The organism is Tunturibacter empetritectus (assembly GCF_040358985.1).
Classification (GTDB): Bacteria; Acidobacteriota; Terriglobia; order Terriglobales; family Acidobacteriaceae; genus Edaphobacter; species Edaphobacter empetritectus.
This window is the reverse complement of record NZ_CP132932.1, coordinates 3047177-3060792: the sequence shown is the minus strand read 5'-3', so window position 1 is coordinate 3060792 and position 13616 is coordinate 3047177. Positions and strand designations below refer to the sequence as shown.

Sequence of the window (13616 nt, the reverse complement as noted above, 5' to 3'; positions counted from 1 at the left end):
TTGCTGCCGCGCGGATTGTGGCGGCGTCTAAATGAGGTCTATGCGGATTTTTTCTATGCGGAATGCGGCGATGGGTGTTGGGGCGGTGCTGCTGGTAGCGAGCGTCGCTGCGATGGGGCAGAAGAAGGGAAAGGACTACGACAGGACGGCCATTGCGACGGTGCTGCATGATGCGAATGTGTATGTGGCGTCGGATGCGGATGCGCAGAAGATCTCGCTGGTTACGCCGGGACATGAGGTGCAAATTGTTGAGCGGAGTGGGCCCTGGGTGAAGGTGTTTGCGAATACCGATATCAACGATGATGCGAATGAGGACGATCGCAATAAGCCTGAGTTTGGCGAGGACGCTAATGTGACTCCGGCTTCGGGGTGGATTCGGGATAAGGGAATTCTGGGGCCGGCGACGGCTGGTGGGGATGTGATTCTGTTTGGGTCGGCGGCGAACTTTGAGGATGAGGCGGAGCGGCCGCATGCGCCTAAGGGTGCGGCGGGAGAGGCTCATCTGCTTTATAAGCGCGTGGCAGAGTATTTTCCGGATTCGCCGCTGGCGGCTGAGGCGGCGTGGAGGGCGGCGGATATTCGCTGGCAACTGGATAAGGTCGATATCAGTACGCTGCCGAGTGCTAAAGAGCAGGAGGCTTATTTGCGGCCTCAGATCTACGAGGGCGAGCTAAAGAAAGTGATGAAGACGTATCCGGGGAGTGAGTTTGCGGCGCGGGCTGCGTTCGATCTGCTGGACAACAAGATGTGCGGGGACTGGCAAGGGTTGCCGAAGTGTCCGGAGATGGAGACTGGGCTGTATGTGAAATATGCGCAGCAGTATGGGGATGGGCCTAAGGCCGCGGAGGCGCTTTACAACGCGGTGTATCGGCAGGGCGTGGTGGTGACGATGTACCTGGTGCAGGAGGATAAGAAGCGGTCGGAGGAGGCGGCGAAGAGGACGCAGGCGCTGGCGATGGATTTGAAGGCACGGTATCCGAAGTCGGAGTTTGCGGCGCGGGGGGCTAGTATTGCGTTTCGAGTTTCGCAGGGGATTGCGATCTATGGGAGTGATCGGGATTAGGGGCAATGTCCTGCCGGACGGGCCCACTACGCGTGGGGCGGGCGTTCGCACGCCTTTTTAGAGCTTCGCGTGGTCCTCCCGTTGGTCGGGATAATCATAATTCGCGACCATCGGGAGCGCCATGCGAAGCGGTATACACGTCACGAAGTGACCGGCGCCCGCGTAGGGCGCCCGTCCGGCAGGACATATCTTGTTTACCGATTACACATACGGACGCTTTAGGATAGAAGCATGTCGATTCTTCATGTCATCATCCTTGCCATTGTGCAGGGTCTTGCTGAGCTGTTGCCTGTCTCAAGTTCCGCTCACGTTGTAGTCGCCGAAAAGCTGTTGGGGCTGGACCCGACGACGCCGCAGATGACGCTGCTGCTGGTGATGCTGCATACAGGCACAATGTTCGCCGTGATTGTCTACTTCTGGAATCAGTGGAAGAAGACCTATTTTTCCAGCGGCGATGCGTTCAAACGATTTTTGATCCGGGTCGTATGGGCTTCACTGCTGACGGCTGTGATTGGCGAAGTGATCATCAAGCTGATCGAGAAGACAGCGTTCAAAGGGGCTTCGAAGGGTGAGATTGAGCTGCTGTTTGGGCGGCTGGATCTGATTGCTCCTGCGTTGTTCGCTGCCGGTCTGTTGATTCTGCTTGCGGGGCTGATGGAGAAGCGGCGCATGGGCGCGCATGAGCAAGTCTATGGCGACAGCGTGACGATGCGGCAGGCGGGTTGGATCGGCGCGATTCAGGGACTGTGTCTGCCGTTCCGCGGATTTTCGCGGTCCGGCGCTACGATCTCGACGGGAATGTTGGCAGGTGCGAGCAAGGAGCGGGCTGAGCGGTTCAGCTTTGCGCTGGCCGTGGTGCTGACACCTCCGGCGGTTGGGCGCGAGGTGATGCGGCTGGTGAAGGCATCCCATGAGGCGACGGCGGCGGGTGTGCCGATTGATCTGCACGGAAGCGTGGTGATGGGGTTGCTGGGTGCGGTGTTTGCGTTTCTGGCAGGACTGTTGGCTTTGAGGTGGTTGAGCAGCTGGCTGGAGGAGGGACGCTGGTATCTGTTTGGGATCTATTGCCTGGTGGCCTCGGTGGTGGTGTTTGGGCTGTATCACGCGGGGTACTAGATTGCGCAGTTAGTTATCGGTGGGTGTAGAGCCAGGCCCAGTAGATAAGTGGGATCTGCAGGGGGACGCGCAGCCACTGCGCCCAGCTTTGTCCCATGATGCCGGGCAGGCGCAGATGTGACGTTGCCATGTAGATGTTGGCCGGCAGAACGGCGATCAGCAGAAGGACCAGACCCCAGGCCGCAGCTTGGCGCGTGGTGGGGATTAGCAGGCCGATGGCGCCGAGTAGCTCTGCTGCGCCGCTGATGTGGACGAGGAGTGTGTGTGCAGGGAGGTAAGGCGGCATGATGCGGAGGTAGACGCCTGGAGCGAGAAAGTGAAGGACACCAGAGATGAGGAAGATTGCGGCGAGAAGAATGCGTCCGATCATACTGAATCACTTCCTTGTTTTCGCATGCTTCACGCTAACAAAAAAAATCGGGCAGCGAGGTCAAACTCGCTGCCCGTCGTCGAATTGGTACGCCCTTGGTTACTTCTGACTATTTGGATACGAGTGCGTCGCGGTGGCTCTTCACGTAGTCGTGGGAGGTGATGACGTGGGCCTGTTGCTCTGCGACGAGCTGGCGAACGGGAAGCGGAAGATCCTGGTTGAGGGCGTCTGCGTAGGCCTTCTTGGCCTCGTCTTCACCTTGTTCGGCAGTCTCGAGAAGAGTGTGGTCTCCGCCGCCTAGCTTCGCTTTCAGGTCTCCCCATACGCGGTGGATAGCGCCGGCGGTCGTGCCGGACTCTTTGATGTCGTGTACGCCATTCTGGTGGAGGATCTCTTCTAGGTCGCCGCGGAAGCTGGCGCGCTTGAGAGATTCGGCGAGGAAGTAGCGCTTCAGGGTGTCGTCTTTCAGATGTTCGCCGATGTCGGCAAAGCCTTTCTGGCTGTCGAGAAGGGTGCTGATGAGGGAATTTAGAGCGCGCTGCATTTCGTTCTGCTTACCTGTATCTGTTGGCATGATGACCTCAATCCTGGGTAAAGTGTGGGTCCGGTTGGAGCAGGGTCCGTCGGCTGTGCGCGATTCTCCTCTGCCGACGGCAAGCAGGAGAAATCGCGAAAATCCCGCTCCCCTGCCAACCGGTTCTAAGGACCGCCGAGTGAAATTTGGCTCGGCGGTGAATATGAAAGAGTAGATGCGGAGAGTGCCCGTGGGTTTGTATGTGGGTACCCCGAAGTGAGGTTTTTCGACATTTGTGCAGGGGGGAGGGAAGGGTCTGGGATAATCGAAGGTGCTCTGGTGATTTGCGGGCTCGGTTTGGATCGGACGGCGTGAGGTTGTGCGCACCGTGACGAATGGGCCCGCGCGTCCCCCTCACATGAAGGCTCCCCAATGAAAACTCTGAGACTTGTTTCGACCCCGACGCGCAACCGCCGCCTGAATGAGATTCTTGGGATGGTCGTACTGGTGAGCGCGGGCCTGCTGATGCTGGCGCTGGCGAGTTACACGCCGACCGATCCGTCGTTCGATACGGTGGGACAGTACGTGAAGGGGCGGCCGGCGCATAATTGGACGGGGATGGTTGGGGCTTATCTCGCGGATGCGATGCTGCAGCTGATTGGGGTGGCTGCGTTCTTTTTGCCGCTGGTGTTGGGACGGCTTGGAATCTGCTGGATGCGTTCGCGGCCGGCTGGGTCTCCGCTGGCAAAGATGATTGGGCTGGGGATGTGGGTGGTGTTTGGGCCGGCGGCGATTGCTTTGTTGCCGGGGGAGATGATGTGGCGTGGTTCGCTGCCTATCGAGGGGACGACGGGGCGACTGCTGACGGATCTGCTGGTGCACTATTTGAATTTGCCGGGCGCGGCCATTGTGCTGTCGCTGATGGTGGCGGTGTCGCTGTATCTGGCGACGACGTTTACCTTTAATACGGCGCGTGAGTGGGCGACGATCCGGTTTGGATTCTTGCAGCGGCTGTGGGAGTGGTGGTCGCAGCGGCGAAGTCGTCGTGCTGGCGCCGAGGTTGATCTTGAGGAAGGCTATGGAAGCAAGCGGGAGCAGGCTGATGCGAGGGCGCGGCGTGCTCGTGAGCTTGCGGAGGCGGCAGAGCGTAGAAGGCTAGAGCCTGAGCCGGAACCAACGACACTGCTGGGTGGTTTGTTCGGCTGGTTAAGTAAGAAGAAGAAGGTGCAGCCTATCTCGATTGTGCCTGAGGAGGTTGTTGCGGGTGGCCATCATTCTTCGATCTTCGAGGCGATGCCGCGGACTCTGGTGGATGCTCCTCCGGTGACGGCGTTTGGCACAGCGGCTGCGGCGGTTGCGCCGTTTGCTGAGGTGCTGGCGAAGGCTGCGGCCCCGGTGCATGGGCTGGATGATGAGTCGAATTTTAGAGAGTTTGGCGGTGCTGAGGAGTGGCGTGAGCCGGCTTCGATGAAGGCTGCGGCTCCAACACGTGCGCCGAAGAAGGTGATGGAAGAGCCGCGAGCTTCGTATGCTGCTCCGGGCGCTCCGGCATCGCAGCAGTCGCATACGCTGCCGGATGGCATCTCGTTCGGTAAACGTGCGGATGCGGATATCAAACCTGTGACGATTGTGCCGAAGAGTGTGCGGGGGTATAAGCTTCCGCCTTCGTCGCTGCTTTATCGGAGTGAAGAGCATGCTGTGGTTCGCGAGGATGCGCTGCGTGAAGAGGCGCGCGTACTGGTGGAGAAGTCAGCTGAGTTTGGCGTCGATGGGCAGGTGACCCAGATCAATCCCGGGCCTGTGGTGACGACGTTCGAGTTCAAGCCGGAGGCTGGCGTGAAGGTCGCCCGGATCACGGGGCTGGCAGATGATCTTTGCCTGGCGATGGCGGCTGAGTCGATCTTGATTGAGCGGATGCCGGGCAAGAGCACGGTTGGGATTCAGGTGCCGAACCATGAGCGGGAGACGATCTGGCTGAGGGATGTGGTCGAGTGTGAGAGCTTTGCGCAGAGTAAGAGCAGGCTGGCGATTGCACTTGGCAAGGACATCAACGGGCGCATCGTCACTGCGGATCTGGCGAGTATGCCGCACGTTCTGATTGCGGGTTCGACTGGCTCGGGTAAATCGGTTGCGATCAACGCGATGATCATGAGTGTGCTGTTCAAGTCGACTCCGGAGCAGGTTCGCATGATACTTGTGGACCCGAAGCGGGTGGAGCTTGGGATGTATGAGGGAATCCCGCATCTGTTTACGCCGATCATCACGGAGGCGAAGCTGGCGGCGAATGCACTGCGGAATGCTGTGCGTGAGATGGAACGAAGGCTGAAGCTGCTGGCTGCGAATCATGTGAGGAATATCGATCAGTTCAACAAGCTGTTCGACCATGGCAGCGAGTACTTGTTTGAGGATGTGAACCAGGAGCCGCTGCCTTACATCATCATCATCATTGATGAGTTGGCTGACTTGATGATGCTGGATCGGGCGAATGTCGAGGAGTCGATTACGCGGCTGGCGCAGATGGCGCGCGCGGTGGGCATTCATCTTGTGCTGGCGACGCAACGGCCTTCGGTGGATGTGATTACGGGATTGATCAAGGCGAATGTGCCGACTCGTATGAGCTTCCGGTTGGCGACGAAGGTGGACTCGCGGACGATCATCGATTCGAATGGCGCGGAGAGTTTGTTGGGGCGCGGCGATATGCTGTATCTGCCGCCGGGGACCAGCCGGGTGCAGCGGGTGCATGCGCCGTTTGTGACGGAGAAAGAGATCTCGGCTGTGACTGAGTTCTGGAAGGCGCAGGGCGAGGCTGAGTATGTGCATGGCTTCCTGGAAGGACCGAAGGAAGATACCGGTACCGGCAAGGATGGCGATGGCGGCGTCGATGGGGACAATAACGACGAGCTGTATGACGATGCGGTTCGGCTGGTGTTTGAGTTTGGGAAGGCGAGCACTTCCCTGCTGCAGCGCAGGCTTCGGATCGGTTATGGACGGGCCGCTCACCTGATCGACATGATGTACAACGATGGTCTGGTGGGGCCTGCGGATGGGTCGAAGCCGCGTGAGATTCTGAAGTCGGCGAATTGGATCAGTGAAGTGGATGCGGCGATTCGGTAAGCTCAAAACCTTCTGTCCTGCCGGACGGGCCCACTGCGCGTGGGGCGGTCACTTCGTGACGCGTATACCTTTTCCGGGTGGGATGAGCGGCGTTGATCCTCCCTTTGGTCGGAAGATATGCGACAGCTAGTGGTGGACTGTCTTCGACGAGCGGATGGCAACGATCGCTAGGATGCAGATCACGATCAGAAGAGCGATCCAGAGCAGATGGGGATGGCGGTCTGTGAGTGGGCGCGCATCGGGGCGGTCGCGATAGGCGGGATTGAACTGCTCTGGGCCTAAGTTTGCTGCGTGGAACTCGGCTGAAGAGAAGAAGAGGCGCGTGTAGTCATACTGCGGCGCGGTGAGGGCGGCGTCTCCATAGAAGAGGGTGAGAGGCTGAGCCGTGGGGGCGTCGAAGCAGATCTTGCGCTGACGCATCTCGAGGCGAATGGCGGTGATGGGAAGCGGGGCGTCGTCCCCGTTGTTGACTGCGACTTCGACTGTAGCTGCGCTCTGCATGTTGGAGCCGAGCGTGGCGGGAACGCTGAGTTGCTCCTGACGGATCTCGCGGCCAGCCTGGGTGAGGTGGACGCGGAGAATGGTGCCGGCGAGGGTTTCGCTGAGTGCGTCGGCCGGGTTGGGGGCGGTGGGGTGGTCCGTAATGCTGATGTCGCGGCTGAAGTTCGCTTTGAAGGTGGGCGAGATGGAGAAGGAGACACGCTCGATAGGGATGCGTTGCGGCAGGGCGAAGGTCGCGACGGTTTTGCGGCCGCGCGGAGTGATCGTGGCAGTCTGGACTGCTGTGGTGTAGAGGGACTGAGCTTCACGGCTGGGAGGGACCGTGATGCCCTGCACCATCTTTTGCAGGGCCTGGGGAGAGGTGTCTAAAGTGTGCGTGCCGGTGGCCGGGGAGACGGCTAGTTCGATGTGGAGATAGGGGAGGCTGGTCTCCTGCAGGTGGATCGTCGTGCTGCGCGAGAGATGCTGGCTGGTGAGGTCGAAGATCGTGAACTCGCCGAGATCGGTCTGGTTTGCGTAGTTGGGGTCGCGGGTGCCGGAGACGGTGGCGGTGGCGATGAAGTCGTGTCCAGCCAGATCGAGGGTAAGCTCGGTGTAGGGCCGGTTCGGCATCTCGAGATCGAAGACGATGTTGCGACCGCGGAGGCCGAGGTTGCGGATGGTGGCAGAATCGCTGTCAGGCTGCTGCGGCTCGCTCAGCGTGATGGCGTAGGGAATCTCGCGGTTGTCCTGGAAGAGGCGGAGATCTTTGAGCGATGGGCCGGCGTGCGGAAAGAGGGATGGGTCGATGATGGCGCAGCTTTGACCTGCACCTGACGCAGTGATGGTTCGTTCATAGCGTAGGTAATGCGGGTCGGTGGGCTCCGGAGTTGCGGCTGCCTGCCAGAGAATAAGGGTCAGAAGGATCGCAGACTTCACTGATCGCCTCCGTCGTGTTTAGGCAGTTGAGGTTCGGATGTTGGGTTGGGGAGGCGGAGGGCCAGCCAGTCTTTCTGGTAGGCGAAGCTGATGGCCATCAGCAGGGCTCCTAGTCCGAGAAAGCTTAGAACTCGGTAGCCCTGGCTAAGGTTGCGCAGGTCGTAAAGGAAGGCCTTGCCGATGGTGAAGACCAACAGCAAGAGCGCCTGCCAGCGGATGAAGGCGGAACGCTTCCAGAACCCGATGGCGAGCAGGCCGGCGCCGTAGAGCATGAGGAAGGCGGAGATGGCGAGAGCCTTTTGCAGGTCGGCTTCGGGATTGCCCGCATTGACGCTCCATGCGGAGTCAAGCTCGCGGAGGCAGGCGAGGATGGCTATGAAGTTGAACGCGACGATGGAGGATCCCGCGATGGTGAGCCAGTTGGGGAAGGCTTTGTTCTGCTGACCGGAGTAGCGAATGGGGCCATGCGCGAAGAACGCGGAGAGGCCTAGAGCGGCGAGTCCGAAGAGGGCGGTGGCGAAGCGGAGATTGAGGAATGCGGTGTCGATTCGTTCGTTGAGCCAGAAGGGTTCGACCAGGAGGCCGCAGATGCCAAGGATGAGAGCAGCGGCGGCGAGGCGGCGAAGGATGAGCGGGGCTGGCTCAGGAGTTTTATCAGGTGCGGGGCTGGACAGACGGGCTGCGATCCATAGCAGGGCTGCGCCCTCAGCGAGCCAGCCGACGATGATCCAGCGGCCACTGGCCTTGAGGGGGATGGCGATGGTGAGGAAGACGATTGCGAGAGAGAGATGAACGGCGGAGGTGACGCGGGGTTGGGGCAGGCGCATGAGGCCTAGATAGAGTGCGGCAAATAAGACCGCGAGCCATGGGAGCAGATCGTGATTGCCGGTGTCCTGGAGGACGGAGTAAAACGCGAGTGCCGCGAAGGCTGCGTTCGCTAGCGGGAGGAGGATTTCGGTAATTGGAGTCGATGGGTGCTCTTCGTTTTGCCGAGTGCGAAGGGATGGGGCCAGGAACGTCAGGAAGAAGAGGCCGATAAAGATTTCGGTGACTACAAGAGGTTTCGCGGTGTTGTAGACATCGAACCATTCGATGTACCAGCCGATGAAGAAGGCTACGGTGAGGGGGAAGGCTCCGAAGAGGAGGCGCGGCCAGGGCTTGAGGCGGACGAGTAGGACGGTTGCTACATCGATTGCGAGGATGTAGGTGAAGAGAAAGACTTCATGGTTGCCGCCGGTGGAGAGGAGCAGAGGAGTTGCAAAGGCTCCGGCGAGGGCGTAGGCGGCGAGGATCTGGCTGTTCTGCGACCAGGCCATGTAGGCGTTCCACGCAGTGACCAGGATCATGGCAGAGAGAGCGACGCCGGCGGGTAGCAGATGGTAGAGCTGGAAGGCCGCCCAAAGGGACAGGTAAAGTGTTCCGCTGCCGATGGCCTTGAGGGCGTAGGAAAAGGCGTTGAAGCCCTGGCGGCGAAAGCGCTCGGACCAGACGACGACTGCGACTCCTGCGATCAGGCCTGCGAGGATGCGGCCTGTGGGGCCGATCCAATGGTTGTCGATGGCCCACTTGAGAAAGAGAGTGGTGGCAATGAGAAGCGCGACGATCCCGATACGGCTGAAGAGTTGGGAGCCGATGCGGTCTTCGAGTGAACCGCTGGCTTTGGGAAGATTGCGGGATAGGTTTGGTGGGGTGGGCTCTGGAAATGGGGGTGGCGGAGGGGAGGAGAGTTTGCGTGCTCGCAAGGATGGGGTGGAGCGCAGCTCTGCCAGTTGCTGCTCGAGGCTTTCGATACGGGCGGAGAAGGCTGCGAGGGTCGCGGCCAGCTGGGCTTGCTCGTTGGGCTTCGGCCGGTCCTGATTCTGCTCGTCCTGATTCTGCCCGTCCTGCAGATCCCCTGAAGCCATGGCAACTACTTTACCGCTATCGTGCGTCGGAGTGGTACTGAAGACTGTCAGTTGATAGTCTTTGCGGTAAGGATGAGTGAAATACATGCCGGTTCGGGTTTTGATTGTGGATGACGATGAGTTGAGCCGCGAGGTGCTTACGCTGCTGGCAGAGGGGGCAGGATACGAGGTGGAGGCGGCGGAGTCAGGCGATGCGGCGTTGGTGCATGTGCAGCGAGTACGTCCGTTGCCAGAGGTGGTGTTGACGGATATGCAGATGCCCGGGATTGCGGGGGATGAGCTTGCCCGGCGGCTGCGCGGATTGTGCAGGGCGGAGACTTTGCTGCTGGCGATGAGCGGGAGCGAGTTAGAGGATGGGATGGGGCGGGAGTTCGATGGGTTCCTGTTAAAACCGTTTACGATGGAGGCCCTGGCGCGCGCGATTTCTGGGGGTTCGGCTCGGGGTGAAGGGAGAGCAAGCGGCGCGAGTGGAGCGGTGTTGGATGAGGTCGTGTACGCGAAACTGCAGGAGTCGATGCGGCACTCGCGTTTAGAGGAGCTGTATGCGCTCTGCCTGAAGGATACGGAGGCGAGGGTCGTGAGGATGCGGCGAGCAACATCCGAGGGCGACGATGCAGCGTATACAAAGGAGGCCCATGCGATCAAGGGAGGATGCGGGATGGTGGGTGCTGTTGAGCTGCAAAGACTTGCAACGTCAATGGAGGAGCGGGGTTTGTGTGATGACGATGTAGCTACACTGAATGAATTCATGGTGGCGTGCGAACGGCTGCGGCGTATTCTGGTCGCACGCGAAAGCAACTAGTGTCGGATCAACGAGTTGTCGGGAGATGAGGCACGATGAAGGAATCGATAAAGAAATCTAACGATGCAGTTGTTGCGGCGACACCGATCCGTATCGTTGTTGCCGATGATCATCCTGTGGTGCGCTTCGGCGTGAAGAACATGCTGGAGAATGAGGCCGGCTTCGAAGTGGTAGGCGAGGCCGAAGACGGCGATGTGGCGATTACGCAGACGCTGGAGCTGGAGCCAGATATTCTACTGCTCGACCTGCAGATGCCGCGCCTGCCTGGGCTTGAGGCTCTGCGTGCAATTATGAGCAAGTCGCCACGCGTGAAGATCATCATGCTGACGAGTACGATCTCGACGCAGCAGATTATCGAAGCGCTGCAGATCGGAGCTCGCGGCATTGTGCTGAAGGATGCTGTTGCTGGCGATCTCTCACGTTCGCTGCGGGCTGTGCTCTCCGGGGACTACTGGATCGGCGGCGAGCGTGTCGTAAATCTGGTGACGGCGCTGAATGAGTTGATGAAGAAGGCTGCGGCGGTGCCGGAGCGGAAGACCTATGGGTTGACACCGCGTGAGCTCGAAGTTGTGACCTGCATTGTGGAAGGGTGCAGCAATAAGGATGTAGCGAAGCAGTTCACCATCAGTGAGGAGACGGTGAAGCGGCATCTTTCAAATATCTTCGATAAGACCGGCGTTTCGACGCGACTGGAGCTGGCGCTGTTTGCGATTGCCCATAAGCTGGTGGCGCTGGATAACTAACTGTTGGAATCTGACGCTCCGAACCTTCAGTAGAATGAAGGGATGAGTGAGGGTGCGACTTCAGAGATTGTAGATTTACTGGTGATTGGCGCGGGCCCGACCGGCATGGCCTGCGCGATTGAGGCCCAACGGGCTGGCTTTAGCACGATGCTGGTCGATAAAGGCTGCCTTTGCAATTCGCTGTTTCATTATCCGGCACATATGACGTTTTTTACGACGCCGGAGCTGCTGGAGATCGGGGACATGCCCTTCTCCAGTCCGAATCAAAAGCCCAATCGAAGCGAGGCGCTTGAGTACTATCGCAAGGTAGCGGAGTTCTACAGGCTCGACGTTCGACAGTATGAGAATGTCGAGCGGGTGGATGGCGGGGACGGAAACTTTACCGTTCATACGATGGATCGCTTTGGGCGGGCGGTTCAGCATCGTGCGCGGAAGCTGGTGATCGCCACCGGGTACTACGACCTGCCGAACTACCTTGGAATTCCGGGGGAAGATCTCAGCAAGGTGAAGCACTACTATCATGAGCCGCATCCGTATTATGGGCTCGAGGTGCTTGTGATCGGAGGCAAGAACTCCGCGGCGATTGCTGCGTTGGACCTTTGGCGGCATGGGGCGAAGGTAACGCTGGTGCATCGCGGTAAAGAGATTCAGAAGAGCGTGAAGTACTGGATTCTTCCCGACATCAATAACCGGATCAAGAACCATGAGATCGAAGCCTACTTCGATAGCGTCGTCACAAATATTACGGAGGACAATGTGACGCTCGCGACTCGGAGAGGAAAGGTGACGATTGCGAACCAGTTTGTCTTTGCGCTGACGGGATATCATCCGGACTTTGAGTTCATTGAACGGCTGGGGGTGAAGCTGGATAAGGCGAATGACCGCTGCCCAGTATGCAATCCGGCTACGCTTGAGAGCAATGTGCCAGGGATCTATGCGGCTGGGGTTATTGTTGCGGGCGAACGGACAAGTGAGATTTTTATTGAAAATGGGCGCTTCCATGGGAAGTTGATTGCGGAAGACCTGCGGAGGAAGGGAGTTGCGGCTTAAGCATTGCGGGAATCGGCCGGAGCAACAACTCCGCGCAGCCTGTCCTATTGTTTGACTCGTGACGGATGGTAGTCTGGAACCGACATTAGGCGATTCAGGGAACGCGTGCTAAGCCCGGAAGTTCACAGCTCCCTGTTGTTGCGAACTGTCCGTAGCAAAATCATTTCGACTTCGCGCTTTGCGCAGACTTCAGGAGAAGGTGCCTTATCGCTCACGTTGTAGTCATTGGATCAGGGGCAATGGGTCTTTCCGCAGCGTTCCACGCCACTAAGGCAGGACACACAGTGGAAGTGCTGGAGGTGGCGCCGGAGCCCGGTGGCATGGCGGCTCACTTTGACATGGGAGGGCTTTCAATTGAGCGCTTTTACCACTTCGTCTGTAAGAGCGATGTGCCGACGATGGAACTACTGGAAGAACTTGGCCTCCGCGATCAGTTGAAATGGAGGACAACCACCATGGGCATCTTTACTGGCAACAGGATGCACGAGTGGGGAACTCCCTTTGCGCTGCTGAAATTTCCCGAGATCAGCCTACTCTCCCGGCTTAGATATGGCCTGTTTGCGTTCTTGTCTGTGCGCAGGGAACGGTGGGACGCGATTGAGACTGAGGCAGCACACTCCTGGATTACACGATGGTGTGGACCGGAGGTGTTTGATCGCCTCTGGAGGCCGCTGTTCGCGCTGAAATTTTATCAATATGCGGATAACGTTTCGGCGGCCTGGATATGGACTCGGATCAAGCGGATTGGTCGCTCCCGCAAGTCATTCCTGCAGGAGGAACTCGGCTACATTGAAGGCGGAAGCCAGACACTGGTGAATGCTCTGTGCTCGTCGATTGAGAAGAGCGGTGGCAGTATTCACACGCGTTGCGGCGCGAAGAAAGTAGTAGTGGAAGGCGGGAGGGTAACGGGTGTAATGACGCCTGATAAGTTCGTGCGGGCGGATGCGGTTATTTGTACGGTTCCAACACCGCTGGTTGCAACGATGATCCCCGACCTTCCCGACGATTGGAAGGCGCGTTACGAATCGATCATAAATATGGGCATCTGTTGTCTAGTCTTCAAACTCAGGCGATCGGTAAGTCCGCACTTCTGGGTCAATATCAGTGAACCCGACATCTCGGTTCCAGGGATCATTGAGTTTTCAAATCTTAGACCTGTCGGCGGCGACACTGTAGTGTATGTGCCTTATTACATGCCAAACGACAATATCAAATTTACCTGGACCGACGAAGAGCTCCTTAACGAGTCCTTTGGCTATCTCCAGAGGTTGAATCCGCAGCTTACACGAGACGACATCATCTCTCAGCATGTGGCCCGTCTTCGTTATGCGCAGCCTGTCTGCGAACCTGGATTCGCAGCGAAGATTCCACCGATTCAAACCCCGATTCGAGGGCTTCAGGTTGCCGACACTTGTTTTTACTATCCCGAAGACAGAGGAATCTCCGAGAGCGTTCGACTCGGCCGTCAAATGGCGGAGCATCTTTCGACGGTTGAATCGCCATCAGCCTGATCGAGATGAA

Annotated in this window: 11 protein-coding genes; 7 read left to right on the top strand and 4 right to left on the bottom strand. The window is 58.7% G+C overall.

The genetic code is table 11. The annotated features are described in order from the left end of the window. The first annotated feature begins 40 nt into the window (after positions 1-40). Entirely contained in the window at positions 41-1063 is a 1023-nt protein-coding gene (locus tag RBB75_RS12660) for an SH3 domain-containing protein (RefSeq protein WP_353068266.1), read from the top strand. A 231-nt stretch (positions 1064-1294) separates the two neighbouring features. After that, entirely contained in the window at positions 1295-2179 is an 885-nt protein-coding gene (locus tag RBB75_RS12655; RefSeq protein WP_179637042.1) for an undecaprenyl-diphosphate phosphatase, read from the top strand. A gap of 13 nt (positions 2180-2192) precedes the next feature. Here RBB75_RS12655 and RBB75_RS12650 read toward each other — a convergent pair whose 3' ends face one another. Together RBB75_RS12650 and RBB75_RS12645 are read right to left on the bottom strand one after the other, a co-directional pair. After that, positions 2193-2549, bottom strand: a complete 357-nt coding sequence (locus tag RBB75_RS12650; RefSeq protein ID WP_179637040.1) for a DoxX family protein — start codon at positions 2547-2549, stop codon at positions 2193-2195. 109 nt (positions 2550-2658) lie between these two features. After that, positions 2659-3123: a PA2169 family four-helix-bundle protein gene (locus RBB75_RS12645; protein ID WP_179637038.1), complete on the bottom strand. Its 465-nt coding sequence runs from the start codon at positions 3121-3123 to the stop codon at positions 2659-2661. A 372-nt stretch (positions 3124-3495) separates the two neighbouring features. Between RBB75_RS12645 and RBB75_RS12640 the strand changes: the two genes are divergently transcribed. After that, positions 3496-6177 (top strand): DNA translocase FtsK, encoded by a 2682-nt coding sequence (locus RBB75_RS12640; RefSeq protein WP_179637037.1) that lies wholly within the window; start codon positions 3496-3498, stop codon positions 6175-6177. Between the two features lie 126 nt (positions 6178-6303). On the opposite strand, the gene RBB75_RS12635 is transcribed toward RBB75_RS12640, so the two are convergent. Both RBB75_RS12635 and RBB75_RS12630 read right to left on the bottom strand, forming a co-directional pair. Then, positions 6304-7596, bottom strand: a complete 1293-nt coding sequence (locus RBB75_RS12635) for a DUF3999 family protein (protein ID WP_179637035.1) — start codon at positions 7594-7596, stop codon at positions 6304-6306. Continuing rightward, positions 7593-9500 carry a DUF2339 domain-containing protein gene (locus RBB75_RS12630; RefSeq protein ID WP_218884482.1) on the bottom strand — a complete coding sequence of 636 codons (1908 nt, stop codon included), beginning with the start codon at positions 9498-9500 and terminating at the stop codon, positions 7593-7595. The genes RBB75_RS12635 and RBB75_RS12630 overlap by 4 nt, the downstream gene beginning before the upstream one ends. 85 nt (positions 9501-9585) lie before the next feature. Here RBB75_RS12630 and RBB75_RS12625 point away from each other — a divergent pair, with 85 nt between their 5' ends. The 4 genes from RBB75_RS12625 to RBB75_RS12610 all read left to right on the top strand — a co-directional run bounded on the left by RBB75_RS12625 (position 9586) and on the right by RBB75_RS12610 (position 13606). Next, positions 9586-10302, top strand: a complete 717-nt coding sequence (locus RBB75_RS12625; RefSeq protein WP_179637031.1) for a response regulator — start codon at positions 9586-9588, stop codon at positions 10300-10302. A gap of 35 nt (positions 10303-10337) precedes the next feature. After that, the gene (locus RBB75_RS12620) at positions 10338-11045 is read left to right on the top strand and encodes a response regulator (protein ID WP_179637029.1); all 708 of its coding nucleotides are present in this window, start codon (positions 10338-10340) and stop codon (positions 11043-11045) included. Between the two features lie 42 nt (positions 11046-11087). Next, a complete protein-coding gene (locus tag RBB75_RS12615) occupies positions 11088-12095 on the top strand; it encodes a YpdA family putative bacillithiol disulfide reductase (RefSeq protein ID WP_353068265.1) in 1008 nt (335 codons plus the stop codon). A gap of 206 nt (positions 12096-12301) precedes the next feature. Next, complete coding sequence (locus tag RBB75_RS12610) at positions 12302-13606, top strand: NAD(P)/FAD-dependent oxidoreductase (RefSeq protein ID WP_179638747.1); 1305 nt, start codon at positions 12302-12304, stop codon at positions 13604-13606. Positions 13607-13616 lie beyond the last annotated feature (10 nt).

What these genes read in the sequence shown, in the direction of transcription:
- RBB75_RS12620 (WP_179637029.1), top strand. Translation starts at nt 10,338, where the DNA reads ATGAAGGAATCGATAAAGAAATCTAACGATGCAGTTGTTGCGGCGACA.
- RBB75_RS12630 (WP_218884482.1), bottom strand. Translation starts at nt 9,500, where the DNA reads ATGGCTTCAGGGGATCTGCAGGACGGGCAGAATCAGGACGAGCAGAAT.
- RBB75_RS12625 (WP_179637031.1), top strand. Translation starts at nt 9,586, where the DNA reads ATGCCGGTTCGGGTTTTGATTGTGGATGACGATGAGTTGAGCCGCGAG.
- RBB75_RS12660 (WP_353068266.1), top strand. Translation starts at nt 41, where the DNA reads ATGCGGATTTTTTCTATGCGGAATGCGGCGATGGGTGTTGGGGCGGTG.
- RBB75_RS12655 (WP_179637042.1), top strand. Translation starts at nt 1,295, where the DNA reads ATGTCGATTCTTCATGTCATCATCCTTGCCATTGTGCAGGGTCTTGCT.
- RBB75_RS12650 (WP_179637040.1), bottom strand. Translation starts at nt 2,549, where the DNA reads ATGATCGGACGCATTCTTCTCGCCGCAATCTTCCTCATCTCTGGTGTC.
- RBB75_RS12615 (WP_353068265.1), top strand. Translation starts at nt 11,088, where the DNA reads ATGAGTGAGGGTGCGACTTCAGAGATTGTAGATTTACTGGTGATTGGC.
- RBB75_RS12640 (WP_179637037.1), top strand. Translation starts at nt 3,496, where the DNA reads ATGAAAACTCTGAGACTTGTTTCGACCCCGACGCGCAACCGCCGCCTG.
- RBB75_RS12645 (WP_179637038.1), bottom strand. Translation starts at nt 3,123, where the DNA reads ATGCCAACAGATACAGGTAAGCAGAACGAAATGCAGCGCGCTCTAAAT.